Raw genomic sequence first — 24,762 nt, 5'->3', positions numbered from 1 at the left:
AGACGCATGTCGTCGCCGGACTTCTGGACGCAGCCTCCGGCCACACCGCCGGACGCGTCCAGCGAGGTAGCCCCCGCTGCGACCGCAGCCCGACCGACCGCGGAGCAGGTCATCGCTGGATTGCGCGCGACCACCGAAGGTGGAGCCGATCTCGTGCAGCTGCTCACCCCAGAAGGTGAGCGCGTGCACCACCCCGAGTTCGACATCGACATCACGGCCGAGGAGATCCGCGGGCTCTACCGCGACATGGTCCTCGTGCGCAGGGCCGACCGCGAGGGCAACGCGCTGCAGCGCCAGGGCCAGCTCGGCATCTGGGTGCCGCTGCTCGGCCAGGAGGCCGCCCAGATCGGCGCGGGCAGGGCCCTGCGGCCGACGGACATGGCCTTCCCGAGCTACCGCGAACACGGCGTCGCCTGGTGCAGGGGCATCGACCCGACCGAGATCATGGGCATGTGGCGGGGCACCGACCACGGGTCGTGGGACCCGCAGGAGAAGCGGTTCCACCCGTACACGATCGTCATCGGCAACCAGTGCCTGAACGCGGCCGGCTACGCCATGGGCCAGAAGTTCGAGGGCAAGGTCGGCGACGACGACGGCGAGGCCACGATCACCTTCTTCGGTGACGGCGCGACCAGCCAGGGCGACGTGCACGAGGCGATGGTCTGGGGCGCGGTCTACGACGCACCGCTCGTCTTCTACTGCCAGAACAACCAGTGGGCCATCTCCGAGCCGCTGGAGCGCCAGACCCGCGTCCCGCTCTACCAGCGCGCGCTGGGCTACGGCTTCCGCGGCATCCGGGTCGACGGCAACGACGTCCTCGCCACCCTCGCGGTCACCAGGTGGGCGCTGAACGAGGCCAGGCACGGCAACGGCCCGGTGCTGATCGAGGCCTTCACCTACCGGATGGACTCGCACACCACCTCCGACGACGCCACCCGCTACCGGCACTCCGACGAGCTGGAGGCCTGGAAGCTGAAGGACCCGATCGAGCGGGTCCGCGTCTACCTGGTCAAGCAGCAGCTGGCCGACCAGGACTTCTTCGACGGCGTGCAGGCCGAGGCCGACGAGATGGCCGCGCGGCTGCGCGAGTACACGATGAACCTGCCGGACCCGGGTCCGGAGCGGATCTTCAGCAACGTCTACGCGGAGGAGCCTGCGACCCTGCGCTCCCAGCGCGAGGAGTACCAGGCCTACCTGTCCGGATTCGCCGACAACACCGCTGGAGGTGGGCACTGATGGCCGCGCCGACGATGAACAACGCACCCGGTGCCACCGCCCAGCCGCCGAGGACGACCACCCTGGGCAAGGCGCTGAACTCGGGGCTGCGCGCCGCCATGGAGCGCGACCCCAAGGTCATCGTGATGGGCGAGGACGTCGGCAAGCTCGGCGGCGTCTTCCGGATCACCGACGGCCTGCAGAAGGACTTCGGCGAGCAGCGCGTGCTGGACACCCCGCTGTCGGAGTCCGGCATCATCGGCGCCGCGATCGGCCTGGCCATCCGCGGGTTCCGCCCGGTCGCCGAGATCCAGTTCGACGGCTTCATCTTCCCCGGCTTCGACCAGATCGTCAGCCAGCTGGCGAAGCTGCACTACCGCACGCAGGGCCGGGTGAAGGTGCCGATCGTGGTGCGCGTGCCCTTCGGCGGCGGCATCGGCGCGGTCGAGCACCACTCGGAGTCCCCGGAGTCCTACTTCGCGCACACCGCCGGTCTGCGCGTGGTCAGCTGCTCCAACGCGGTGGACGCCTACTGGATGATCCAGCAGGCCATCGACTGCGACGACCCGGTGCTGTTCTTCGAGCCGAAGGCGCGCTACTACGAGAAGGCGGAGCTGGACACCTCGCTCACGCCGGAGCCGCTGTTCGCCTCGCGCGTGCTGCGCAAGGGGAGCACGGCCACGCTGGTCACCTACGGTCCGTCGGTCAAGACCTGCATGGCGGCCGCTGCCGCCGCCGCGGAGGACGGGCTGGACCTGGAGGTCATCGACCTGCGCACGCTCTCGCCGCTGGACCTGGCCCCGGTGTTCGACTCCGCGCGCCGCACCGGCCGCGTGGTGATGGTGACCGAGGCGCCCAGCGAGTCCTCGATCTCCTCCGAGGTCATCGCCCAGGTGCAGAAGGAGTGCTTCTACTCCCTGGAGGCCCCGGTTCTCCGGGTCACCGGCTTCGACACCCCGTACCCGCCGAGCAAGTTGGAGGAGGAGTTCCTCCCCGACCTCGACCGGGTGCTGCACGCCGTCGACCAGGCCCTGACCTACTGAACCCGGGAGGAAGTCCGCTATGCCGCAGTACAAGCACTTCCCCCTGCCCGACGTCGGGGAGGGCCTCACCGAGGCCGAGATCCTGACCTGGCACGTCAAGCCGGGTGACGAGGTCACGGTCAACCAGATCATCGTCGAGATCGAGACCGCCAAGGCCGCCGTGGAGCTGCCGTGCCCGTACGCGGGCGTGGTGACCGAGCTGCTGGCCGAGGCGGGGCAGACCCTCGACGTCGGCACCCCGATCATCACCATCGACACCGACCCGAACGGTGCGGCGGCCCCTGCTCCCGCCGCTGCCGTCGTCGAGCAGCCCGGTGGGGCCTGCCCGGCGGACGCGGTGGCCGCCAACGCCGCCGCGCGCGCCCAGGCCGACGCGGTCAACGGCTCGGGCAAGATCGGCGAGGAGATGCCGGGCGGCCGGATCGCCACGCTGGTCGGCTACGGCCCGCGCTCGACCGCCGCCAAGCGCCGCCCGCGCAAGGGTGCCGCGGCTCCCGAGCCCGTCGCGGTCGCTGCTGCACCCGTGTCGCAGCCGGTCGTCGCCCCGATCTCGCCGGAGCCGATCACGCCCGTCCTCACACAGCAGCCCGTCACACAGCAGCCCGTCGAACAGCAGGTCACCGGGCTGGTCCCGCTGGCAAAGCCGCCCGTGCGCAAGCTGGCCAAGGACCTCGGCGTCGACCTGCGCGGGCTCACCGGCTCGGGTCCGGACGGCGTGATCACCCGCGAGGACGTCTCGCTCGCCGCGTCGGCCCCGGCCCCGGTCGCCGCTGCCGCCGCCACCCCCGCGAGCTACGACGCGGGGACGCGGGAGCGGCGGGTGCCGATCAAGGGCGTCCGCAAGGTCACCGCGCAGGCGATGGTGGACAGCGCGTTCACCGCCCCGCACGTCACCGAGTTCCTGACCATCGACGTCACGCCGATGATGGAGCTGCGGGCGCGGCTGAAGGGCACTCCGGAGTTCCGCGACGTGAAGCTGACCCCGCTGGCCTTCGCGGCCAAGGCGGTCTGCCTCGCGGCCCGGCGCACCCCGGACGTGAACGCGACCTGGGACGCGGCCAGCAACGAGATCGTCTTCAAGGACTACGTGCACCTGGGCATCGCGGCGGCGACCCCGCGCGGGCTCATGGTGCCCAAGGTCCGCGACGCGGACGCGATGTCGCTGCGCGAGCTGTGCGTTGCGCTGGAAGAGCTGACCACGACCGCGCGCAACGGCAAGACCTCGCCCGCAGACATGGCCAACGGGACGTTCACGATCACCAACATCGGCGTCTTCGGCATCGACACCGGCACTCCGATCATCAACCCCGGTGAGTCCGCGATCCTGGCCTTCGGCGCCATCCGCGACATGCCGTGGGTGGTGGACGGGCAGGTCGTCGCGCGCAAGGTCTGCCAGCTCGCGCTGAGCTTCGACCACCGCGTGGTCGACGGCCAGCAGGGTTCGCAGTTCCTCGCCGACGTCGGCGCGCTGATGGCCGACCCGTCGGTGGCGATCACGTACTGACCGGCCGTTCTCGGCTGTTCTTCGAGGCGCCCCCGTCGATCCGGCGGGGGCGCTTCGCTTTGTCCGCGGACGAACTGAGAGGACTGGCGAGCCTCCACGAGATGACCCGCAACGGCGCGCCCGGTGTCACCGAGCTGATCGAGCGCACGACCGCGACGACGGGCGGCGGCAGTTCACCTTCTCCGTCAACGCCCAGGTGCTCGACCGGTCAGCGCGGGCCGTACATGATCACCGCGACCCCCGCCAGGCAGATGAGCGCGCCGATGACGTCCCAGCGGTCCGGGCGGAAGCCGTCGACGACCATGCCCCACAGCAGCGACCCGGCGACGAACACACCGCCGTAGGCCGCGAGGACCCTGCCGAAGTTCGCGTCCGGCTGGAGCGTCGCGACGAAACCGTAGACGCCGAGCGCCAGCACGCCGCCGCCGATCCACAGCCAGCCGCGGTGCTCGCGCACGCCCTGCCAGACCAGCCAGGCGCCGCCGATCTCGGTCAGCGCGGCGAGCGCGAAGAGCAGGACCGAGCGCAGGAGAGTCATGCGGAAAATTTTAGAGCCGCAACAGCTGACCTGGGCTTTTGCCCCCAGGAGTGTCAGACCCCTTCCGTAGTGTCAGCGGTGTTGGGTCTCCGCTGGTCAAGGAGGTACGGGGTGCAGCAGCACATCCCCACTTCGCTCTGGATCGACTACAACAACGCGCCAGGACCCGAGAAGGCGCAGCGGGTGCGCAGGCACCGGCACATGCACGAGAACACCAACGTCTGGGCGATCAGGTACAACATCGACCTGCTCGACGCCATCCAGGCGGGCCGCCGCTCCGGGGACGACCTCTCCGAGCTGATCACCGCGATCGACAACGCCCACCCGAAGAAGCTCCGCAGCTACGAGGAGAACGCCGAGGGCTGGTGCAGCCTCGTGCAGGACTGGAAGCCCGAGCTGACCGACGTCGGCATCGGTGAGTGCGTCTTCGACGACGTCCGGGTGCGCGTGCGGCCGCACCTCGGGCTGGTCGACGGCAAGCACCGGTACGCGACCTACCTGTGGTTCAAGGACGAGCCGCTGACCGAGGCCGCGGCCTGCTCGGTGCTGCGGCTCATGCAGCTGGAGATGCCCGCGATCCTGCCGGGCGGGCGGCCGCTGGTGATCGACGTCCGGCGGTCGCGGTTGATGCACCTGCCGCGCAAGCGCCAGTGGCGGGACTTCGACGAGTGGCTCGCCAGGGAGGCGACGGCCTACGGCGAGTACTGGCGGGCCGCGCCGGTCGCCGCGTAGTCCAAGGGGGGTTCCGTGGCCCATGGGGGTGGTCACGGAACTCCCTCCCGCGCCCTTCCACCGCGGCCGAACTGGTCATTGGTTCAGACTTGCGCCTTGACCAGCCACGACGGTGTTTGACTCGGCTCATGTCCGATCGTGCAGCCGATGCCCACGTCGAGGTCCGCGGCGAGCTGGAGCGGTTCCTGCACAGCACGGAGTTCAGCTGCCTCGGCGCCCGCGCGGCGCTCAAGCGCGGTTCGCTCACGCATCGGCACTACCCGGTCATCGGCGAGCCGGAATCCGCTCGACTGCACCACGCGGACCTGCTCGCGCACTCCCGTGAACTCCCGAAAAAGCTCACCGGAAGGAGTTTTCTCACGTTCGTGGCCACCTTCGACGAACCGGCGCGGATGGACGAGCACGAGTTCGAACGCGTGCTCTGGCGGCACCTCCAGCTCGTCCACGACCTCGACAGCCGGGAGCACGGCGTGCAACAGGGCGCCTCTTCCGATCCCGAGGAGTCGAACTTCGGCTTTCACGTCGGCGGGCACGCGTTCTTCGTCGCGGGCATGCACCCGGGTTCCTCGCGAGCCACCCGCCGCTTTTCCCTGCCCGCGCTCGCGATCACCGCCAACGAGCAGTTCATGGCCCTGGGCGAGAAGTTCCTGTCACTCCAGGAACGCATTCGGGCACGGGAGGTGACGAACAACGGGTCGGTGAATCCGAGCTTCACCCGCTACGAGTACGAGCGGCCCGCCCGGCACTTTTCGGGACGGCTGACGGAACCGGACTGGAAGTGCCCGTACCGTTCGCGCCACACTGAACGGTCGGCAGATCCCCAAATCGGTGAAACCTGTTCTGGTGACGCTTCGCTCTGAATTGAAACCCCTCCAGCGCTGCTTCCGAACACGGGTTATCCTTCACCGGAGATGGCGCCGAGGTCAGCTTTTCATCAAGCAATCGCGCCTTTTCATCGCATTATGCGATGCCGTGTCACAAGGTTGAGCGCGACTGACGCGCTCTCGACAACGGAGCAGACTTGAAGAACAGCACGTTGACGGCTGCCGCCGTCATGGCCGCCGTGATCACCGCCGGCGGCCTCGGCACCACCGCCTCCGCCGCACCGACGACGCCGCTGAACATGGTGGTGATCGGTGACTCCACCGCTTCCGGCACCGGAGCCGGCTACTACTACCGCGGCACGCACGGCACGTGCTGGCGCAGCACGAACTCCTACTCCGAGTTCGCCCTGGTGAAGCTGCGCGAGAGCGGCCGCCAGGCGGAGCTGCGCAACGCCACGTGCAGCGGCGCGGGCATCAACGACGTGCGCAGGCCGTTCAAGGGCCAGCCCGCTCAGCTGGACGCGCTCAAGCCGGACGTCGACGTCGTGATGCTCACCTTGGGCGCCAACGACATCGGCTACGTCGAGTTCGGCGGCCTGTGCATGCAGGGCGACTGCTCGAAGGCGGCGGGCAGCGTCATCGACCAGATCCCCGCGATGAGCGAGAACCTGGCCAAGCTCTTCGGTGAGATCAAGGCCAAGAGCCCCAAGGCCAAGATCGTTGCCACCGGCTACGGCCGCCAGCTCACCAACGGCGCCAACGGTGCCGCGGCCGCCGACCCGATCTGCGACTCCTCCGTGTTCGCCGCCGAGGAGCGCACCGAGGGCAACAAGGTCGCCCTCGCGCTCGACCTGGCGCTGCGCTCCACCGCGGAGAAGGCCGGAGTCGCCTTCGTCAGCCCGTTCGCCGACTCGGTCGAGCTGCGCGCGGAGTTCGCCGGGCACTCGCAGTGCGACTCGGCCGCGACCTACTACCGCGGCTTCGACGCACTGGCGCCCTACCAGGAGGGCCAGGAGGCCGTGCTGCACCTGAACAAGGACGGCCAGGCCGCGCTCGGCGCGCTGGTCCTCGCGCACCTGCGCTGATCGAGGGCAACCAGTCGGCCCGCGCCGACGTGTCCCTCACAAAGACAAAAACCCTTGGCACAGAAGGAGAAAAGGTGAAGAAGCGTCTGCTTTCGGTTGCCGCACTCGCCACCGCGTTCGTCGCGGGCGGGCTCAGCACGGCCGCCGCGTCCCCCGCCTCCGGGCCGCTGAACGTGGTCGCGCTCGGCGACTCCACCGCCTCCGGCACCGGTGCCGGCGCTTACCGCGACGGCACCAGCGGCACCTGCTGGCGCAGCACCAACTCCTACTCCGAGGTCGCCGTCGCGAAGCTGCGCGAGGCCGGCCGCAAGGTGGAGTACACCAGCGTCGCGTGCAGTGGTGCGGGCATCGACGACATGCGCACCACGTTCAAGAACGAGCCCTCGCAGCTGAACGCGCTGAAGCCGGACACCAACGTCGTGACGCTCACCATCGGCGCCAACGACATCGGCTACGTCGAGTTCGGCGGCCTGTGCATGCAGGGCGACTGCTCCAACGCCTCGGGCCCGGTGCTGCAGAAGCTGCCCGCGATGGCCAAGAACCTGACCAAGCTCATCGGCGAGATCAAGGCCAAGAGCCCCAAGGCCAAGGTCGTCCTCGTCGGCTACGGCCGCCAGCTCGTCAACGGCGAGAACGGTGCCGCGGCCGCCGACCCGATCTGCGACGCCTCGCTGTTCTCCGGTGCCGAGCGCGCCGAGGGCAACAAGATCGTCGTCGGCCTCGACCTGACGCTGCGCGCCACGGCCAAGCTCACCGGCTCCGCGTTCGTCAGCCCGCTCGCCGACTCGGTCCGCCCGACCAAGGAGTTCGCCGGCCGCTCGCAGTGCGACTCGGCCCCGAGCTACTACCGCGGCTTCGACGCGCTCGCCCCGGGCCAGGAGGGCCAGGAAGCCGTGCTGCACCTGAGCAAGGACGGCCAGGGCGCGCTCGGCGGGCTCGTCGCCGCGAAGCTGCGCTAGTCCCGAAGCTGGGCAAGTGACGAACGGGTGGTGGACCCCTGACCTGGGGGACCGGGGGCCCACCACCCGCTCAGCTGGCCACCAGCGCGGTTTGGCGGCCGGACGGCACCATCACCGGATGTGCATCCCGGAGATCGCCCGCGCCATGACCAGGCGCTGGATCTCCGAAGTGCCCTCGAAGATGGTGTAGATCTTGGCGTCGCGGTGCATCCGCTCCACCGGGTGCTCACGCGTGTAGCCGTTCCCGCCGAGGATCTGGATGGCCCGCTCGGTGGCCCAGACCGCGACCTCGCCGGCCTTGAGCTTGGACATCGAGCCCTCGGCACTGGTGAACTTCTTGCCGTTGCGGCCCATCCACGACGCCCGCCACACCAGCAGCCGCGCCGCGTCGATCTCCATCTTCATGTCGGCGAGGGTGAAGGCGATGGACTGGTTCTCGATGATCGGCCTGCCGAAGGTGACGCGCTGCTTGGCGTACTCCAGCGAGTACTCGTAGGCGGCGCGCGCGATGCCGACGGCCATGGCGCCGACGGTGGGGCGGGTGACCTCGAAGGTGGCCATGGCGGCCTGGCCCTCGGCCTTCCTGCCCTCGCGGGCGCGGGCCAGGCGCGCGTCGAGCTTCTCCTTGCCGCCCAACAGGCACGAACCCGGCACGCGCACGTCGTCCAGGTAGACGTCGGCGGTGTGCGATGCGCGCAGGCCGTGCTTCCTGATCTTCTTGCCGCCGACGAGGCCCGGTGTGCCCGGCGGGACGATGAACCCGGCCTGGCCGCGCGCCTTCAGCTCGGGGTCGACGACCGCGGTGACCACGTGCACGCCCGCGATGCCGCCGTTGGTGGCCCACGCCTTCTGCCCGTTGAGCACCCACTCGTCCTTGGCCTCGTCGTAGACCGCACGGGTGCGCATCGCCGAGACGTCGGAGCCGGCTTCGGGCTCGGAGGAGCAGAATGCCGCGACCTTGGGGTCGTCCGCGTCGCCGTAGCACTGCGGCACCCACTCGGCGAGCTGCTCGGGGCTGCCGGAGGCGAAGATGCCCGCGACCGCGAGGCCGGTGCCCATGATCGCCATGCCGATGCCGCCGTCACCCCAGAACAGCTCCTCGTTGACGATCGACAACGACAGCCCGGTGGGGTCGGCGTAGCAGGTCGCGAGCGATTCGAAGCCGTAGAGGCCGATCTTGGCGGCCTCCTGGATGACCGGCCACGGCGTTTCCTCGCGTTCGTCCCACTCCGAGGCGGCGGGGCGCACGACGTCCTCGGCGAAGCCGTGCACCCAGTCCCTGAGCTCGGTCTGCTCCTCGGACAGTTCGAGCGAGAAGGTCACGTGTGCTCCCTCATGCCTTGGGGATGTCGAAGAGGTTCATCAGCCCGGCGGCGAAGCCGAGGTCGCCCTTGATCTTGAGCTTGCCCGTCATGAACAGCACGGGGGCGGAGCCGTTGCCGGTGACCAGCTTGAGGAAGTCCAGCGGTGTCACGGTCACCGAGACCCTGGGCTCGCCGAGGTTGTCCTTGTTGACGGAGCACTCGCCGGAGTCGATCACCATCTCGTAGCGGTCGAAGGCGTCCGGGTCCGGCCGGGTGATCCGCCAGTGCACGACGGCCGACGCCGAGCCCGCGCGATCGGCCCTGAAGTGCGCTCCCATCCTCCGGAAGACCTCATCCAGTACCTTGACCCGCAGTTCCGGACGAACCATGACGGCTTCGATCTGACCCTTGGAGGCGCGGGAGACCAGGCGAGCGAACTTCTGCGGCTCCAGCGCGCTGAGATCGACCTCGGCTCCGCTGTCCGCGAGGTCGGATGCCGCGGAGAGCAGTGCGACGAACTCGTCGTCGCTGATCTTCTTGGGATCGACCTCGGCGAGGGCGGCGATCGGGTCGGTGTTCGGCACAGCGCACCTCCAGGCTTACCTACTGATGAGTAAGACTACTTTTGAGTAGGTTCAGTCGCAAGAGCGTCCCGAGACCCCGTTGAGGTGGGTGCATGACCAAGAAGGACGTGGCGGGGGCGAGAACTCCGCCGCGCGCCAAGCGGCTGCCGCGCGCGGTGCGCGAGCGGCAGATCCTCGACGCCGCCGTGCGGGTCTTCTCCGAGCGCGGCTACCACGCCGCGTCGATGGACGAGGTCTCCGACGTCGCGGGCATCTCCAAGCCGATGATCTACGCCTACCTCGGCTCCAAGGAGGAGCTGTTCGCCGCGTGCATCCGGCGCGAGGCGACCAGGCTGATGGAGTCCATCGGCGGCGTCGTCGATGTGAACCTCGACCCCGAGGAGCAGCTCTGGCGCGGGGTGCTGGCGTTCTTCACCTTCGTCGGGGAGAACCGCGACTCCTGGCAGGTGCTGCACCGCCAGGCGGGCACGCAGGGCGCGCCGTTCGCGGCCGAGCTGGCCGAGGGCAGGCGCGCGGCGGTGGCGATGATCTCCGCGCTGCTGGACCGCGCCGCGGGCAAGGAGGGCGTCGGGGCCTTCGCCGAGGGGCAGACCGAGCCGCTGGCCGCCGCGCTCACCGGGGCGGGGGAAGCACTGGCCGAGTGGTGGCTGGAGCACCCCGAGGAAAGCCCGAAAGCCATGGCGCGCAGGCTGATGAACCTGTCCTGGATGGGCTTCGGCAACCTCGTGCTCGGCAGGGCGTGGCACCCGGACAAGCAGCCGGAGACGGCCTAGGCGGCGCGCTTCATGGTCCTCAACGACGGCAAACCTCCTCGAGCACCGGGGTTTGCGGCGGTTAACGATGATCGAGAAGGGGGTTCGGTGGTCTTGAAGACCGGCGAACCCCTGGCGGCACCGTGACCGGGCCGCACAGCTCGACCACCTGCGCGAAGGGGTTGCCCTGGATGCGCGGGCCCAGCGCCTCGCCCGCTCCTGGTCAGGGGCTTGCGGTCTAGCCGATGAGCGCTGCGGCGCCGACGAGTCCGGCTCGGGAGCCCAGCTCGGCGCGCTCAACGCGGAGTTTGTCCAAAAAGGACAGTCCGGCGTGGGTGGTGAGCGTGCGGCGCACCGGGGCGAAGAGCAGTTCGCCCGCCTCCGCGACGCCGCCGCCGATGACCACGAGGTCCAGATCGCACACGGCCGCCGTCGCGGCGATGGCCAGTCCGACCGCGTGCCCGCCGCGCTCGAAGGCAGCACGGGCCACCTCGTCCCCAGCGCGCGCGGACTCCGCGAGACCGCCCGCGTCGGAGCCGTTCCAGCCGCGCTCCCGCGCCCAGCGCACGAGATGTGGGCCCGCCGCAACGGTTTCCGCACAGCCGCGACCGCCGCAGGTGCACGGTGCTCCGCCTGGCTCGACGACGACGTGGCCGATGTGGCCCGCGTTGCCGGTGCGGCCGCCGAAGGGTTTGCCGTCGAACACGAGCCCGCCGCCGACGCCGGTCGACACCACGATGCCGAGCAGGTGATCACTGCTTCGGCCAGCGCCGAAACGGTGTTCGCCGAGCGCCATGCAGACGCCGTCCCCGGCCAGCTCCACCGGGACGCCGGGCACGAGCTCGGCGACCTCGCGGAGGAGCGGGAAGTCCTGCCAGTCCGCGATGTTGATCGGGCTGACGGTTCCCGCGACGGTGTCGATCGGCCCGGCGCAGGCGATACCGACTCCGCGCACGTCAGCGCCGTGCAGCACGTCCTCGATCGCCTCGCGCGCGGCGGCCCAGCCACCGGCCGCGGTGGGCCTCCTGGCCTCGCGGAGCACGGTGCCCCGGCCGTCGACGAGCGCGGCGGCGACCTTCGTGCCACCGACGTCCAGCGCGAGCACCACGTCCGTCACCCAGGAAACGCTACGGGAAGCCCTGAACGACCCGTTTGGTGCGTTGAGCGCACTGAACGGGTCGTTCAGGGCAAAAACGGAGGGATCAGTGGCGGTGGGTGTTGTCGGGTTGGCGGGGGTCTCCGGGGTGCTCGTAGCCGGGCTCCAGGCGGACGAGTTCGGCGCGGCGCGCGTCCAGCCAGTCGCCGAAGGCCCTGCGGCGGGCGGCGGCGAGCAGGCGGACGGTGATCTGCTCGCGCGCCTCGGCGAAGGTGCTGCGGCTCTCCGGGTAGGCGCGCTCGACGAACAGCGTGTGCCAGCCGAGGGGATCGCGGATCGGGCCGACCACCGAGCGCTCCGGCGCGGCGAACAACGCCTGCTCGACCGGCCCGGCGAGCTGACCGCGCACGACCGTCCTCAGTGGACTGTCAGAGAGGTCGGCCAGTTCGGGGCCGGTGAGCACGCGGTGCCGCACGACGCGGCGCTCCGGCGCGGAGAACAGCTCGAAGTTGGCCTCGAAGTAGCGCCTCGCCTCGCACTCGGTCACCGTGATCCCCTCGGTGACCTCGTTGAACACCGCTCGCGCCCGGGGGCTCCTCGTGAGCAGCGACGCGGCGACGCTGCCGAGTTCGAGCATGGCGGCGCGGTCGGCGGCGATCTTCTCCAGCTCCGGCGCGGTCGCCTCCTCGCGCGGGCGCACCAGCCCGACGATGCGTTCGGCGGTGAGGCGCTGCACCAGCCACCTGCGCAGCTGGCGCGCCTCGCTGCTGCCCTGCGCGGGCAGCGTCGTCGCCGCGCGACCGGAGCGCAGCTCGGCCTCGGCTATGTCGACCTCGGAGAGCAGGACCGGCTGGTCACCGACCCAGGCGATGGGGGTCACGCGGTCACCACCAGCGCGACAGCTTCGGAGTACACGATCCGCCCGGCCCCGGCGATCTTCACCAGCGCCCAGTAGTCGCCAGGCTCGGCCCAGGGCGGCGGTGCGATGTCGAAGCCGAACTCGGTGCGGCCGACGACCTCGCGGACCTGCCACCAGTCCGGCGTCGCGTCCCAGGTGCCCCACGGGGTGAGCAGCTGCGCTTCGACGGAGATCGGGGCTGAGGTGTCACCGACCACGTCGACGGCGAGCCGCTCCCGTCCGCCTCGTGCCACCCGGACCGCCCTGGGCGATCCGGCCAGCCGCAGTGGTTGCGCGGGCTCCGACACGGTCGACAGCATCGCCACATCCTCAACCACCTGGAGCCAACTCGGTGGGAGCGCCTCGCCGGTGAGCTGGAGCTGGGCGCGGATCGGGTGCGGTAGCTCCACCGCCCCCTTCGGCGCCCTGACCTGCACCTCCGTCTGCCAGTGCCCGCCGGGGGCGAGGCCGAACGGCAGCTGCGGCGGCGAACAGGTCCACCCGTCCGGCACCACGAACCGGACGACGCCGTGCAGCTCCGCGTCCGTGCAGTCGCTGGCCACGGTCAGCGTGAGCGTGATGTCGCCACCCGGCTGGACCAGGCCGGTGACGGGGTCGAGGTGCACGGCGACCGGCAGTCCGCCCATCGGCGCGGGTCCCCGGTTGTGCATCCAGTAGCGCGCGTAGAGCGGCTGCGCGACCTCGCGCTCCGGCCCGAGCGGCGCACCGTCCATTGTGGACCACCGGGTGAGCTCGGGGCGGGCGACGAGCGTGGCGATCTCGAACGGCGCCAGGGTCAGCGAGAGGTCAGCGAGCGAGTCGCGCCGACCTTCGAGCAGGTCCGCCGTTGCCGGATCGAGGAAGCTCAGCAGCGTCGAGGACACCTGCGCCTCGGTCATCAGGCCCGAGGTCTCCACCAACCGCAACGCGATGCCCTCCGCCGGGTCGGCCGGGCGCGCCGAGCCCCCGGCGAGCGGGTTGCCCAGCGCCTTCAGCGCGGCGAGGCTCACCCCGCCCGCGGGTTCGACCTCCAGCAGGGAGCCGGAGCCGGGCAGTCCGCCGACGCCCTCCTCCGGGGAGAGCACCGCGACCAGCGGGTGCGAGAACTCCGCGCTGCGCAGCGGAATTCCCTTGCGCCAGTCGCCCTCCGAGCTGACCACGGCGTAGTCGAAGACGTGCGTCCAGTGCTGGAGCTGGAAACCGCTGCCGTCCGGCGTGGCGCGGCGCGGCGGGTCGATCCAGACGCCCGACGGCCAGCCGGTGCACGAGCGCAGCAGCGACGCGTGCAGTGTTCCCGCCGAGTCCACCGCGAAGCCGGGGACGCCCCGGTTGAGCAGCGCGACCGTGCGCGACTCGAACTCGCCGATCCCGGAAGCCGCGTCCTGCCGCACGTCGATCTCGTGATCAACTAGATCGTCCACAATGGACTCGATCACCGCGCCGAGGTCAGCACCCGCGATGATCAACACCGGAAGTGCCCGCACAGCCCGCAGATCGGCGCTCGGCACCCACACCTCGGCCAGCGGTCGCTCCGCAGGGACCCAGACGACGGCCCTGCCGGTCGCCGCCAGCTGCCGGTCGAGTTCCGCGCGGTAGGACGGGTCCGCCTCGGCGAGGACCTCGGCGGTGAAGGAGTTGCGGTCGGGACCGCCGAGCGCGAACCGCACGTCCGGCAGGTTCGAGTCGACTTCGAGGTGTCCGTAACGAGGGCCGTCCGCGGTGCTGCACGTCGCGGTGACGCCGGCCTGCGCCAGGGCAACCGTGAGTTCGCGCGCCAGCGGGGAAGCCTCCGCGCGGGTCGGTGCGATCAGCTCGGCGACACCGATCGCGCGGACCCTGTCGCCGACGGACACGCGAGCCGTCGCGGAGAGCCCGAACCAGGTGTAGGCGGGGTTGTCCAGCGTCCACGGGTGCTCGGCGGAGTCGACGTCCGGGAGGCCGAAACCCCTGCCCACCACGGCATCTCCGACCTCGCTGACCGGGAGCGCGCCGGGCACCGGGCACGGCCAGCGCAATCTCAGCAGCTGGTCGGAGCCGATGAACTCGTCGACCTTGGTGGAGCAGTCGACGCGGGAAACACCGCGCCACAAGGTGATCGTCTGGGTGTAGGCGACGGTGCCGAGCTGGCCGCGCACGACCAAGCGCTGGCCGAGCGGTGACTGGAACGCTTGCACAGCCGCGTTGTTGTCGCCGGAGACCTGGACGGGTCCCTTGGGCAGCAGGTGCCACGGGCCTTCGCCGAAGCGCGGATGCCGGTCGTACTCCGCGTAGAGCGCCAGCTCGTTGCCGACGCGTCCGGCCGCGATCAGCTCTCGTCCGTGCGGCATCTCGACGAGGCTGACCACTCCGCCGCCGCGCCCCGGGTCGACCGCGATCCGGTGGTGCGCGTTGGCGATCTCGTATCCGTCCACAGGCAGCCATGTCGAGCTGTCCACAGAATCCACAGGTTCATCCACAATGGACTTATCCACAGTGGACAGTCGGATTGTGTATGAACGCCAACCGAAAGACGGCACGTCACGGGCCAGGAAGGTGACCGAGTGGCCTTCATGATCCACAAGCGCGGGCAGCTCGGTTCCGTCATCATCCACAACGGAGACCCGGTTGTGCACAGGGTCGTCGAGGCGCACGGTGACGAGATCCGTTCGCGGCGCGGCTATCGAGTTCCACACCACCACGCCGCGACCCACAGCCTGAGAAAAGTCCACGCGGTCGGTCAGCACCCGCAACGCGGAGTCCCGCGCGGAGAGCGCCAGTTCCCGTGCTTCGCGCCAGCCCCACACCAGGTCGAGGTAGACCTGGTCGGACTCCGAGCCGGTGATCCCGTCGTGATGAGCACCGTATGCCAGCTGCACCCACGCCTTCGCGAAGGCCGCGTCCGGATAGCGCGCACCGGTCAGCAGCGAGGCGAACACCGCGTAGCGTTCGGCTTCGAGCAACAGGTCCTCGGCCTCGCGCTGCGCCTGCTTGGTGTCGATGTAGGAGACGTCCTTGCCGGTGTAGATCGGGTTCATGTCGCGGCTCTGCGGCGTCGGCTGCTCGCCGCGCTCGGCCAGCTCCGCGCGGACGGCGGCGAAGAACTCCTTCGGCAGCGCGCACACGAACTTCGGCCAGGTGTAGCGGGAGTTCCAGTCGCGGTGGATGCGCGTGACCCACTTGTTCGGCGGCGTGTAGTCGGTGCCGACCGGTAGCAGCACGTTGCGCGTGGTGGCGACCTTCTTGAGGCCCTGGAACAGCTTCAGCGCGGACTTCGTCGCCTCCTCCAGCGAGGGTGCGGCGTCCATCCACCACCCGGAGCTGTAGTGGTCGGCCATGTAGCTGGTCAGCAGTCCGCGCCCGGACGGGGAGATCCACTCGAACTCGCTGGGGAACTGCATGCGGGTCGGATCGCCCTTGACGCCGTCCCGCACCTCCATGGGACCCCACTGGTGGAAGGGTCCGCGCGCCCACGAGCTGGAGGAGAGCCCGGCGTCGGCGGCCATGCCGGGGAAGGCCGGGTCGTGGCCGAAAACGTCGAGCTGCCAGGCGGTCTGCGGGTCCGCGCCGAGCACGTCGCGCTGGAAACCGATGCCGTGCACGAAGTTGCGGATCGCCGACTCCGGGCTGCACAGGTTGGTGTTGGGCTCGTTGTACGTGCCGCCCATGACCTCCACGCGCCCCTCCGCGATCAGCCTGCGCAGCACGTCGCGGTCGGCGGGGAAGGCGTCCCAGTAGGGCTTGAGGTAGTCGACCTCGGCGAGCACGAACTTGTACTCCGGTTCGCGCAGCGCCAGCGCGAGGTGCGCGCGCACCAGGTCGAACCCCGCGAGCTGGTAGGCCGAGCGCGGCGAACCCGGGAAGCCCAACGCGTCCCACGCCGTGGTGTAGGCGGCCTGGGTGTTCCACCACACCGGGTCGTAGTGGAAGTGGCTGACCATGTGCATGGTCCAGCCCGGCTCGGCGACGGTGAGGTCGAAGGCGAACTCGGCTCCGTCGTCGGTGATCACGCGCGCGGGAACGACTGTCCCCGGACTGTCCGAAGTGGACACTGAAACCTCGACGACGCCGTCGCCGCTGACCGGCTCGGGGGTGGCGACGCCCGCGCCGGTGACGCGCACGGTCGCCGGGCCGTCGAGGGTTACCCGGACGACCTGGAGCGGCTCGGCGGCCGGTCCGGTGAACAGTTCGGTCGACTCGGCGGAGAGCACCTTCGGCACGATCGGACCCCTTTCACTTCACCGCTCCCGCAAGGGTGAACGCCCCGCCCAGCCTGCGCGAGACGATCAAGTACAACCCCAGCACGGGCGCGGTGTACAGCAGCGAGTACGCGGCGAGCGGGCCGTAGGACTCCAGCCCGGCGCGGCCGAAGAACGCGAAGACGCCGACCGCCGCGGGCTGCTTCTCGGGATCGAGCAGCAGCGTGAACGGGACGAAGAAGTTGCCCCACGCGGAGATGAAGGTGAACACGCCGACCACCGAGAGGCCCGGCAGCATCAGCGGCAGCACCACGTGGCGCAGCGACTGCATGCCGGAGGCCCCGTCCATCCACGCCGCCTCTTCGAGGCTGAGCGGGACGTTGTCCATGAAGCCCTTCGTCATCCAGATCGCGTAGGGGAGCGAGGTGGCCGCGAGGAAGAGCATCGTGCCGAAGGTGCTGTCGATCAGCTCCAGCTGCACGAACATGCTGTAGACCGGCACCATCACGGCGGTCATCGGCAGACCCGTCGCGAACAGCACGAGGTAGAGGAACGGCCGCTTGAACCGCAGCTGGTAGCGGGAGAGCGGATAGGCGGCGAGCGCGGCGAACACCACGGAGATCAGCGCGGCTCCGCCCGCGAGCACCAGGCCGTTGAGCATCGGCAGCAGGCCGACCTCCCAGTCCAGCACCGCGAGGAGGTTGGCCGGACCGGGTTTCTCCGGGAACTCCGCGCGCAGTCCGGCCCGCTCGTCGACCGCAGCGGTCAGCAGCCACAGCAGCGGGGCCGCGAACACCAGCGCGATCGCGCCGAGCACCAGGTGCACGAAGCCGGTCGCCACGCGTCGGCGCGGAGTGGAGATCACCGCAGCTCCTCCCTCAGCGTCCTCGCGTAGACCGCCGCGAACAGGCCGCCGACCAGCAGCAGCACCAGTGCGGTCGCCGTGCCGTAGCCGATCTCGCGGAACACGAACGCCTGCTCGTACATGAGCAGCGGCAGCGTCTGGCTCGCCTCGCCGGGACCGCCCGCCGTGAGCACGTAGATCAACGCGAACACACCGATCGTCTGCAATGTGATCAACAGCAGCGTGGTCACCACCGTGCGCCTGATCGTCGGCAGTGTGACGTGCCAGAACCTGCGCAGCGGTCCGGCTCCGTCCATCTGCGCGGCTTCCAGGAGATCGCTCGGCACGTCCGACATCGCCGCCTGGTAGCTCAGCATCGAGAACGCCGTGCCGCGCCACACGTTCGCCAGCACCACCGCCGCCATCGGCGCCGTGTAGAGCCAGTTCTGCCCCGGCAGGCCCAACCCGTCCAACAGCGCGTTGAGCGTTCCGTCCGCGTTGAGGAAGGCGTAGATCGCGAAGGCCGCCACCAGCTCCGGCAGCACCCAGGCCAGCACCACCACCCCGCCGACCGCCGAGCGCAGCAGCCTCGACCGCCCCGCGAGCAGCACCGCCAGCAGCATGCCGAGGCAGTTCTGGCCGATCACCGCCGAGCCGATCGTGAAGACCACCGTCAGCCACACCGCGTTCAGCAGCGCCGGGTCCTCGATGAGCCGGGCGAAGTTGTCCAGCCCCGTGAAGCTCGGCGCCCGCGCGGCCGACCCGCTCAGCGCGGTGTTGGTGAAGGAGAGGTAGACCGTCCACAGCACCGGGCCGATGAGGAAGACCCCGAGCAGCACCACCGCGGGCACCAACGGCACAACCCGCCTCACGCCCCGGCTCCCCCGATCGACCGCCACCTCCTCCATGGTCAAGTAGGCGGCGGGACGGGGACACCGCCAGAGGTATGGGCGGTTATCGGGGAATTGCGCCGATTAGCCCGCGCGGGTGGCACGCCGGGGTTTGCTGCACTTGGCGACGGCCGCGACGGGGGTTCGCGGTACTTGAAGACCCCCAAACCCTCCGGGCGGGCGGCACGCGCGGCGGTGACCGTGGTGGCGCCGGACGTGGTGCGACCAGCGGCGGCCAGGGGTCGTATCGGCTGGCGCCCGGGGTTCGCCAGTCTTCAAGACCACCGAACCCCGCCGATGATCATCGTCAACCGCAGCGAACCCCGGTGGGCGCAGAGCAGCCGACCACGGCGCGAGCGGCACCGCCCGGCGAGCCACCGGGGGTTTGTGGTGGTTGGCGACGGCCGCGACGGGGGTTTGCGGTACTTGAAGACTGGCGAACCCCGATGGCCACGAGGGGTCAGCCCGCGCGGGTGTTGGCGGGGCCGACGATGCGGGTGATCTTGGCCGACCACGCGGTCGCGGTGTCGTCGGGGTCGGCGCCGTTGACCACCTGGTCCATGGCGATCTGGAGCTCCTGCGACACCCTCGGGTAGATGGTCAGCGTCGGCCGGTAGTGGGTGATGTCGATCAGGCCGGTCCAGAAGGCCACCGAGGGGTTGCGCTCGACGAGGCGCGGGTCCTCCCTGGCGATGTCCCTGCGCACGGGCAGCTGCCCCGCTCCGACGGCGAAGGCGAGCGCGCCATCGCGGTCGAGCGCGGTGGTGATGAAGCGGAACGCGGCGTCCTTCTTCTTGCTGCGCGCGCCGACGGCGAGGGTCCAGCCACCGGAGAGGCTGACCCGTCCCGGCGCCTGCCCGGCCTGCGTCGGCATGGCGGCGGGCGCCATCGTGCGCGCCCACTCCGCCCACTCCGCCTTGCCACCGGGGCTCCAGTGCGCGGGCAGCCAACTGCCGTCGAGCCGGATGCCGACCCTGCCCTGCTTGGTCATCTCCTCGATGCCGCCGTCGCCGAAGCGCGGGTCGGCGACCTGGGCGGGGCTCGGGCCGAGGCCGCCGGAGAAGACCTCCTTGACGAAGCCGAGCGCCTCGGCCATGCCCTTGCTCGGCGCGACCCACTTCTGCTGGGCCTCGTCGTAGAGGGTGGCGGTCCTGGTGCCGTAGAGCAGCATGCTGAGGCTCTGCATCGCGGCGGCCTCGCCCTGCGCGCGACCGGCGGGCAGGGAGAACGGGATGACGCCGGGCACCTTCTCCTTGATCGTGCGCGCGGCGGTGAGGATGTCCGCCCAGGTCTTCGGTTGCCAGTTCTCCGGCAGCCCGGCGCGGGCGAAGACCTGCCGGTTGAACCACAGCCCCCTGGTGTCGGTGGCCATGGGAACGCCGTAGGTCTTGCCGTCGACGGCGCGCGTGCTCTCCCGCGCCACCTGGATGAACTGCTGCCAGTCGGGCCAGCCCGCGAGGAACTGGTCCAGCGGGGCCAGGTAGCCCGCGTCCACGTCCGCGTTGATGTTGAAGCTGTCCTCGTAGAGCACGTCCGGCGCGGTGGCGGGGGAGCGCTGCATCAGCTGCACCTTGGTCAGGTACTCGTTCTCCGGCGCCACCACCGGGATCAGCTCGACCTCGATGTCGGGGTGCGCGCGCTCCAAGGCCTCCTTGGTGCGCTTCATGTGCGCCTCGACCCGGACGTCCTCGCCGTAGCGCTGGTAGACGACCTTGAGCGTGTGCTCCTCATCAGCGCCGCCGCACGCCGTGAGCGGCAGGAGCAGCGCCGAGACGGCGAGAGCGGCAACGGCCCTGCGCACGGACATGCGCCCTCCAGCCCTCGAACGATCTTGAGACGTGGGTCACACCGACTTCAGTCCATGACCCCGGGAAAGTCAACGCGCCCCGGGGTGAGTTCCTGATGCGGCCGCAGAGTAGCGCGAACCGACCTAGTCGCTCATGAACCAGAGGTAGCTTCCTGGAGTACGGGAACACGCGCGCAGAAGCTGTTCCAGGTCCTGCACGGCCGCAGCGTGCCTGGGGTCCGAACAGCGCTGGAGCAGGTCTGGGATCTCCTTCAGCGCGACCTCGGCCTCCTGCTCGTTGAACAGCGTGTCGCGCCAGGGGTCGATCAGGCTCAACTTGGTCGACCCGTCGTTCGGAAGCCAGGTCAGAACCTCGGCCAACGCGTTCCCGTGGTCGTAGGAGCCCATGACGAGGGTCGTCCTGGACTTCTTCCAGTTGCTGTTCGCGGGCCGTGACGAGTGCAGTTCGAGTTCCAGGCCCACGTCAGGCTCCCGCGTTGTGCACGGGGTCGAGCACGCGGGCGAGGAAGGAGCGGGTGCGCTCCTCGCGGGGCGCGCCGATGACCTGCTCGGCCTTGCCCTCCTCCACCACGTAGCCGCCGTCCATGAACAGCACGCGGTCGGCCACCTCGCGGGCGAACTGCATCTCGTGGGTGACCACGAGCATCGTCATGCCGTCGTCAGCCAGTTGGCGCATCACGCCGAGCACGTCGCCGACCAGCTCGGGGTCCAGCGCGGAGGTGGGCTCGTCGAAGAGCATCACCTCCGGGTTCATCGACAGCGCGCGGGCGATGGCCACCCGCTGCTGCTGACCGCCGGAGAGCTGGCCCGGCATGGAGCCGGCCTTCTCGCTCAGGCCCACCTTGGCCAGGTTCTCCCGCGCCACCATCTCCGCGTCGCCCTTGGGGCGGCCGAGGACCTTGCGCTGGGCAACGGTCAGGTTGTCCAGCACGCTCAGGTGCGCGAACAGGTTGAAGCCCTGGAACACCATGCCGACGCGGGCGCGCGCCTTGTCGATGTCGCAGTCCTCGTCGGTCAGCTCGACGCCGTCGACGACGACCTTGCCCGCGGTGGGCTCCTCCAGCAGGTTCACGCAGCGCAGCATCGTGGACTTGCCGGAACCCGACGGCCCGATGATGCAGACGACCTCGCCGCGCTTGACGGTCAGGTCGATGCCCTTGAGCACTTCAAGCGGGCCGAACGCCTTGCACAGCCCGGTGATCTCGATGATCGGCTCGGTCATGTCAGGCGTCCGCCCCTCGGGTCGTGGTCCCGCCGGAGCCGTACTTCTTCTCCAGCCTGCGGGAGAGCAGCGACAGCGGAATGGTGATGATCAGGTAGCAGAGGCCGACCACCAGGACCGGCGTGAGGCTCTTGAACTGGGTCAGCGCCTGGCGGCCGAACTGGGCCAGCTCCTGCTCCGCCAGCGTGCTGCCGAGCAGGTAGGCCAGCGAGGAGTCCTTGGTGAGCAGGATCAGCTCGTTGGTCAGCGGCGGCAGGATGATCCGGAACGCCTGCGGGATCACGATGGTGATCATCGCGCGGCCCTGGGACATGCCGAGCGAGCGGGCCGCCTCGACCTGCCCCTTGGGCACCGCCTGGATGCCCGCGCGGATCGTCTCGGCCATGTATGCGGCGCCGACGAGGCCGAGCGCGAGCATGATCGCGACATCGCGGCTGAGGAACGTGCCGGGGAAGGCGAGCGGGATGCCGGTACCGATGGCGATGAAGACCAGCAGCGCGGGCAGGCCGCGGAAGAACTCGATGTAGATGGTGGACAGCCACCGGTACGGCGCGACCGAGGACAGTCGCATCAACGCCAGGATCAGACCGAGTGTCAGACCGAACGCGAACCCGAGAACCGTGTAGACGAGGGTGTTCTTGAGCGCGATGACGATGACGTTGGGGAACTGGTCCGCGGCGACTTCGAGGTCGAAGAACGCCCGCTTGATCTGCCCCCAGTTGGCCGACATCGCGATCACCACGACGATCGCGGCCAACAGGACGTACTGCGAGATGCGGAAGATCTTGGCGCGCTGGCGCTTGCTCAGGCCGGCCTTGCCTGCCATGCGTGACTCCTGTTGGGAAAAGTCGTCGGGGCCGGTGCCACCTCCCGGCACCGGCCCCGAGGGGACGCTTACTTGTTGGCAGGCTTCTTGCCGAACCACTTCTCGTAGATCGCGTCGTACTTCCCGCTGGACTTGGCGCTCGCGATGATCTCGTCGATCTTGGCGCGGAGCTTGTCGTTGCCCTTGCGGACACCGATGCCGTAGTCCTCGTTGGTGTCGAACTCCTTGGTGACGTCGAGGTCGGAGTTCTTCTTGGCGTAGTCGAGCAGCACGCCGTTGTCGTTGATGCCCGCATCGACCTGGCCGCTCTTCACGGCCTCCAGCAGCAGCCCGAGGTCCTCGTAGACGCGGACCGTCGTGCCCTGCGGCGCGGCGTTCTTGTTGGCGTAGTCCAGCCCCGTGGTGGCCGACTGCGCACCGAGCGTCTTGCCCTTGAGCTGCTCAAGGCTGTTGATGCCCGAGGACTTCTTCACCAGCAGCGCCTGGCTGGCCTTGAAGTACGGGGCGGAGAAGTCGAAGTTCTGCTTGCGGGATTCCTTGATGGTCATTCCCGCTGCGGCGAGGTCGCACTTCTTGGCGTTGAGGTCCTCGCCGGACTCGATCGTCTCGAACGGGCCGTCGATGACCGTCTGCTCGACCCCGAGGTCCTTCGCGACCAGGTCCACCAGGTCGACGTCGAAGCCGACGATCTTGTTGTCCTTGGTGAACTGGAACGGCTCGTACGGCAGGTGCGTACAGGTCTTGAGCTTGCCCGCCTCGACGAGCGGGACACCCTTGGCCTCGCCCGCCTGCGGCCCGGACCCGCACCCGGCAACAACGATCGCCAGTGCCGGAAGCAGCGCGAGGGCCCTGAGCCCTGTTCGTCTGGCCACGGTGTAACTCCTCGTGATGGAGATCGATCGAGATCTGGGAATCCTGCCACCCGGGTGGGGCAGGCGCACCGTTTCGCTTATTACGGCTGCATGACTATACGGACATTCGAACTACAGTCCGTGTTTGATTCAGCGCTTTCCGTGACCATCCAGCAAATGGGCGATCGCCGCGGTCACCTTGGCCGCGAAATCCAGTCGCAGCGACTCGTCCGGGACGTGCGCGTTGCTGTCGGGGCCGAGCGCGCCGGTGATCACGAACTGGGCGTGCGGGTAGGCCTCCTGGAGCAGGCCCATGAACGGGATGGAGCCGCCCATGCCCAGCGCGCCCCACGGCTGGCCGAACACCTCGGAGCCCGCGCGGTCCAGCGCCTCGCTCAGCCACGGCGCCAGCTCCGGCGCGTTCCAGCCGTCGGCGTGCTCGACGCGGCTCAGCTCGACCTGCGCGTCGTAGGGCACCTCGGTGGTCAGCGCGCGGCGCACGGCGGCGAGCGCGGCCTCGGAGTCCGCGGTCGGCGGCAGGCGGAAGCTCAGCATCAGCGAGGTGGACGGGCGCAGCACGTTGCCCGCGTCTGCCGGGGTGGGCAGGCCGTCCGCGCCGATGACCGAGAGCGTCGGCCGCCAGGTGCGGTTGAGCTCCAGCTCCAGCTCGTCACCGGAGACCGCGCGCACGCCCGGCGTGAACGGGAAGCTGCCGACGACCATGCCGGGCAGCCCCGCGACGGCGGCGGTGGCCTCCTTGACCCGCACCTCGGGGATGTCCACGTGCAGCTCGGGCAGCAGCACCCGGCCGGTCTCGGCGTCCTCGACGCGGTCGAGCAGCGCGCGCAGCACGCGGAAGGAGCTGGGCACCACACCGCTGGCGATGCCGGAGTGCTGACCGCTGTCGAGCACCTGAACCCGAACCTCGACGGCGACCATGCCGCGCAGCGAGGTGGTCAGCCACAGCCGCTCGTAGTCGGCGCCGCCTGAGTCCAGGCACACCACCAGGGAGACCTCGCCGAGGCGGGGCCGCAGGTGTTCGAGGTAGGCGGGGAGGTCGGGGCTGCCGGACTCCTCACCGGTCTCCAGCAGCACCACGCAGCGGCCGTGCGCGCCACCGGCCGCGCGGACCGCGAGCACCGCGCCGAGCGCCGCGTAGGCGGAGTAGCAGTCATCGGCCGAGCCGCGGCCGTAGAGCTTGCCGTCGCGCACGACCGGGGTCCACGGGCCGAGGCCCTCCGACCAGCCACCCACCGGCGGCTGCTTGTCCAGGTGCCCGTAGAGCAGGGCGGTGCCGACCTCTTCGGCGCCCGGGGTCGCCGGGACGTCGATGAGCAGCACCGGGGTGCGGCCGTCGAGCTGGACCACGTCGACCCGCGCGCCGGGCAGCTCGCGCTCCTCCGCCCAGGCGCGGACGTGCTCGATGGCGGCGTCGAGGTGCCCGTTGCGCTGCCAGTCCGCGTCGAAGGACGGCGAGACCGCGGGGATGGACACCAGCTCGGAGAGACTGGACAGGATGGGGCCGTCCCACAGGGTCTGGACGGTCGTCTTCAGGGTGTCGTGGTCCACCTTCGCATCCTGTCACGTCACGACGAAGCCGCAGGCTGAAGCGG

The 24,762-nt window shown here is 69.9% G+C and carries 22 protein-coding genes; 8 read left to right on the top strand and 14 right to left on the bottom strand.

The features are described 5' to 3' along the window. The first annotated feature begins 6 nt into the window (after window positions 1-6). Genes pdhA through ABD798_RS09050 form a run of 3 tightly spaced genes read left to right on the top strand, consistent with a single transcriptional unit; the run spans window position 7 to window position 3,762 of the window. Window positions 7-1,236: a pyruvate dehydrogenase (acetyl-transferring) E1 component subunit alpha gene (gene pdhA / locus ABD798_RS09060; RefSeq protein ID WP_344872589.1), complete on the top strand. Its 1,230-nt coding sequence runs from the start codon at window positions 7-9 to the stop codon at window positions 1,234-1,236. Beyond that, complete coding sequence (locus ABD798_RS09055) at window positions 1,236-2,258, top strand: alpha-ketoacid dehydrogenase subunit beta (RefSeq protein WP_344872588.1); 1,023 nt, start codon at window positions 1,236-1,238, stop codon at window positions 2,256-2,258. The genes pdhA and ABD798_RS09055 overlap by 1 nt, the downstream gene beginning before the upstream one ends. A gap of 19 nt (window positions 2,259-2,277) precedes the next feature. Beyond that, entirely contained in the window at window positions 2,278-3,762 is a 1,485-nt protein-coding gene (locus tag ABD798_RS09050; protein ID WP_344872586.1) for a dihydrolipoamide acetyltransferase family protein, read from the top strand. A gap of 208 nt (window positions 3,763-3,970) precedes the next feature. Here the strand turns inward: ABD798_RS09050 and ABD798_RS09045 are convergent, their stop codons facing one another. Continuing rightward, on the bottom strand, window positions 3,971-4,300 hold the full coding sequence (locus ABD798_RS09045) for a YnfA family protein (RefSeq protein WP_344872584.1): 330 nt from the start codon (window positions 4,298-4,300) through the stop codon (window positions 3,971-3,973). Window positions 4,301-4,411: 111 nt separating this feature from the next. On the opposite strand from ABD798_RS09045, the gene ABD798_RS09040 reads away from it, so the two are divergent. The 4 genes from ABD798_RS09040 to ABD798_RS09025 all read left to right on the top strand — a co-directional run bounded on the left by ABD798_RS09040 (window position 4,412) and on the right by ABD798_RS09025 (window position 7,900). Continuing rightward, a complete protein-coding gene (locus tag ABD798_RS09040; protein ID WP_344872582.1) occupies window positions 4,412-5,032 on the top strand; it encodes a hypothetical protein in 621 nt (206 codons plus the stop codon). Between the two features lie 128 nt (window positions 5,033-5,160). Next, window positions 5,161-5,892: a guanitoxin biosynthesis heme-dependent pre-guanitoxin N-hydroxylase GntA gene (gene gntA, locus ABD798_RS09035; RefSeq protein ID WP_344872580.1), complete on the top strand. Its 732-nt coding sequence runs from the start codon at window positions 5,161-5,163 to the stop codon at window positions 5,890-5,892. Between the two features lie 161 nt (window positions 5,893-6,053). Beyond that, window positions 6,054-6,941 carry an SGNH/GDSL hydrolase family protein gene (locus tag ABD798_RS09030; RefSeq protein ID WP_344872578.1) on the top strand — a complete coding sequence of 296 codons (888 nt, stop codon included), beginning with the start codon at window positions 6,054-6,056 and terminating at the stop codon, window positions 6,939-6,941. 74 nt (window positions 6,942-7,015) lie between these two features. Then, window positions 7,016-7,900 carry an SGNH/GDSL hydrolase family protein gene (locus tag ABD798_RS09025; RefSeq protein ID WP_344872576.1) on the top strand — a complete coding sequence of 295 codons (885 nt, stop codon included), beginning with the start codon at window positions 7,016-7,018 and terminating at the stop codon, window positions 7,898-7,900. 111 nt (window positions 7,901-8,011) lie between these two features. Here ABD798_RS09025 and ABD798_RS09020 read toward each other — a convergent pair whose 3' ends face one another. After that, window positions 8,012-9,223 carry an acyl-CoA dehydrogenase family protein gene (locus ABD798_RS09020; protein WP_344872574.1) on the bottom strand — a complete coding sequence of 404 codons (1,212 nt, stop codon included), beginning with the start codon at window positions 9,221-9,223 and terminating at the stop codon, window positions 8,012-8,014. Between the two features lie 10 nt (window positions 9,224-9,233). Then, entirely contained in the window at window positions 9,234-9,788 is a 555-nt protein-coding gene (locus ABD798_RS09015; protein WP_344872572.1) for an SCP2 sterol-binding domain-containing protein, read from the bottom strand. A 92-nt stretch (window positions 9,789-9,880) separates the two neighbouring features. Between ABD798_RS09015 and ABD798_RS09010 the strand changes: the two genes are divergently transcribed. Next, window positions 9,881-10,561: a TetR/AcrR family transcriptional regulator gene (locus ABD798_RS09010; RefSeq protein WP_344872570.1), complete on the top strand. Its 681-nt coding sequence runs from the start codon at window positions 9,881-9,883 to the stop codon at window positions 10,559-10,561. Between the two features lie 217 nt (window positions 10,562-10,778). Here ABD798_RS09010 and ABD798_RS09005 read toward each other — a convergent pair whose 3' ends face one another. From ABD798_RS09005 to ABD798_RS08955, 11 genes are all read right to left on the bottom strand, one after another. Beyond that, window positions 10,779-11,657 carry an ROK family protein gene (locus ABD798_RS09005; RefSeq protein ID WP_344872568.1) on the bottom strand — a complete coding sequence of 293 codons (879 nt, stop codon included), beginning with the start codon at window positions 11,655-11,657 and terminating at the stop codon, window positions 10,779-10,781. Between the two features lie 85 nt (window positions 11,658-11,742). Beyond that, window positions 11,743-12,516, bottom strand: coding sequence for a DUF7158 domain-containing protein (locus ABD798_RS09000; protein ID WP_344872566.1), 774 nt, complete (start codon window positions 12,514-12,516; stop codon window positions 11,743-11,745). After that, window positions 12,513-16,730, bottom strand: coding sequence for a glycoside hydrolase family 38 N-terminal domain-containing protein (locus ABD798_RS08995; RefSeq protein WP_344872564.1), 4,218 nt, complete (start codon window positions 16,728-16,730; stop codon window positions 12,513-12,515). The genes ABD798_RS09000 and ABD798_RS08995 overlap by 4 nt, the downstream gene beginning before the upstream one ends. 13 nt (window positions 16,731-16,743) lie before the next feature. Continuing rightward, complete coding sequence (locus ABD798_RS08990) at window positions 16,744-17,574, bottom strand: carbohydrate ABC transporter permease (protein ID WP_344872562.1); 831 nt, start codon at window positions 17,572-17,574, stop codon at window positions 16,744-16,746. After that, on the bottom strand, window positions 17,571-18,425 hold the full coding sequence (locus ABD798_RS08985) for a carbohydrate ABC transporter permease (RefSeq protein ID WP_344872560.1): 855 nt from the start codon (window positions 18,423-18,425) through the stop codon (window positions 17,571-17,573). Before ABD798_RS08985 ends, ABD798_RS08990 begins: the two co-directional genes overlap by 4 nt. 478 nt (window positions 18,426-18,903) lie before the next feature. Next, entirely contained in the window at window positions 18,904-20,250 is a 1,347-nt protein-coding gene (locus ABD798_RS08980; protein WP_344872558.1) for an extracellular solute-binding protein, read from the bottom strand. Window positions 20,251-20,373: 123 nt separating this feature from the next. Beyond that, window positions 20,374-20,712 (bottom strand): hypothetical protein, encoded by a 339-nt coding sequence (locus ABD798_RS08975; protein WP_344872556.1) that lies wholly within the window; start codon window positions 20,710-20,712, stop codon window positions 20,374-20,376. 1 nt (window position 20,713) lies between these two features. Beyond that, complete coding sequence (locus ABD798_RS08970) at window positions 20,714-21,472, bottom strand: amino acid ABC transporter ATP-binding protein (protein WP_344872552.1); 759 nt, start codon at window positions 21,470-21,472, stop codon at window positions 20,714-20,716. Between the two features lies 1 nt (window position 21,473). Then, a complete protein-coding gene (locus ABD798_RS08965; RefSeq protein WP_344872550.1) occupies window positions 21,474-22,298 on the bottom strand; it encodes an amino acid ABC transporter permease in 825 nt (274 codons plus the stop codon). Between the two features lie 68 nt (window positions 22,299-22,366). Beyond that, window positions 22,367-23,170 (bottom strand): ABC transporter substrate-binding protein, encoded by an 804-nt coding sequence (locus ABD798_RS08960; protein WP_344872548.1) that lies wholly within the window; start codon window positions 23,168-23,170, stop codon window positions 22,367-22,369. A 129-nt stretch (window positions 23,171-23,299) separates the two neighbouring features. Beyond that, window positions 23,300-24,718 (bottom strand): M20/M25/M40 family metallo-hydrolase, encoded by a 1,419-nt coding sequence (locus tag ABD798_RS08955; protein ID WP_344872546.1) that lies wholly within the window; start codon window positions 24,716-24,718, stop codon window positions 23,300-23,302. Window positions 24,719-24,762 lie beyond the last annotated feature (44 nt).

The organism is Allokutzneria multivorans (assembly GCF_039537405.1).
Taxonomy (GTDB): Bacteria; Actinomycetota; Actinomycetes; order Mycobacteriales; family Pseudonocardiaceae; genus Allokutzneria; species Allokutzneria multivorans.
Note: the sequence above shows the minus strand (reverse complement) of the source record. Positions and strands in the feature narration are given on the sequence as shown.

Coding starts and splice junctions, on each gene's coding strand:
- pdhA (WP_344872589.1), top strand. CDS start 7: ATGTCGTCGCCGGACTTCTGGACGCAGCCTCCGGCCACACCGCCGGAC.
- ABD798_RS09055 (WP_344872588.1), top strand. CDS start 1,236: ATGGCCGCGCCGACGATGAACAACGCACCCGGTGCCACCGCCCAGCCG.
- ABD798_RS09050 (WP_344872586.1), top strand. CDS start 2,278: ATGCCGCAGTACAAGCACTTCCCCCTGCCCGACGTCGGGGAGGGCCTC.
- ABD798_RS09045 (WP_344872584.1), bottom strand. CDS start 4,300: ATGACTCTCCTGCGCTCGGTCCTGCTCTTCGCGCTCGCCGCGCTGACC.
- gntA (WP_344872580.1), top strand. CDS start 5,161: ATGTCCGATCGTGCAGCCGATGCCCACGTCGAGGTCCGCGGCGAGCTG.
- ABD798_RS09010 (WP_344872570.1), top strand. CDS start 9,881: ATGACCAAGAAGGACGTGGCGGGGGCGAGAACTCCGCCGCGCGCCAAG.
- ABD798_RS08980 (WP_344872558.1), bottom strand. CDS start 20,250: ATGTCCGTGCGCAGGGCCGTTGCCGCTCTCGCCGTCTCGGCGCTGCTC.
- ABD798_RS08970 (WP_344872552.1), bottom strand. CDS start 21,472: ATGACCGAGCCGATCATCGAGATCACCGGGCTGTGCAAGGCGTTCGGC.
- ABD798_RS08965 (WP_344872550.1), bottom strand. CDS start 22,298: ATGGCAGGCAAGGCCGGCCTGAGCAAGCGCCAGCGCGCCAAGATCTTC.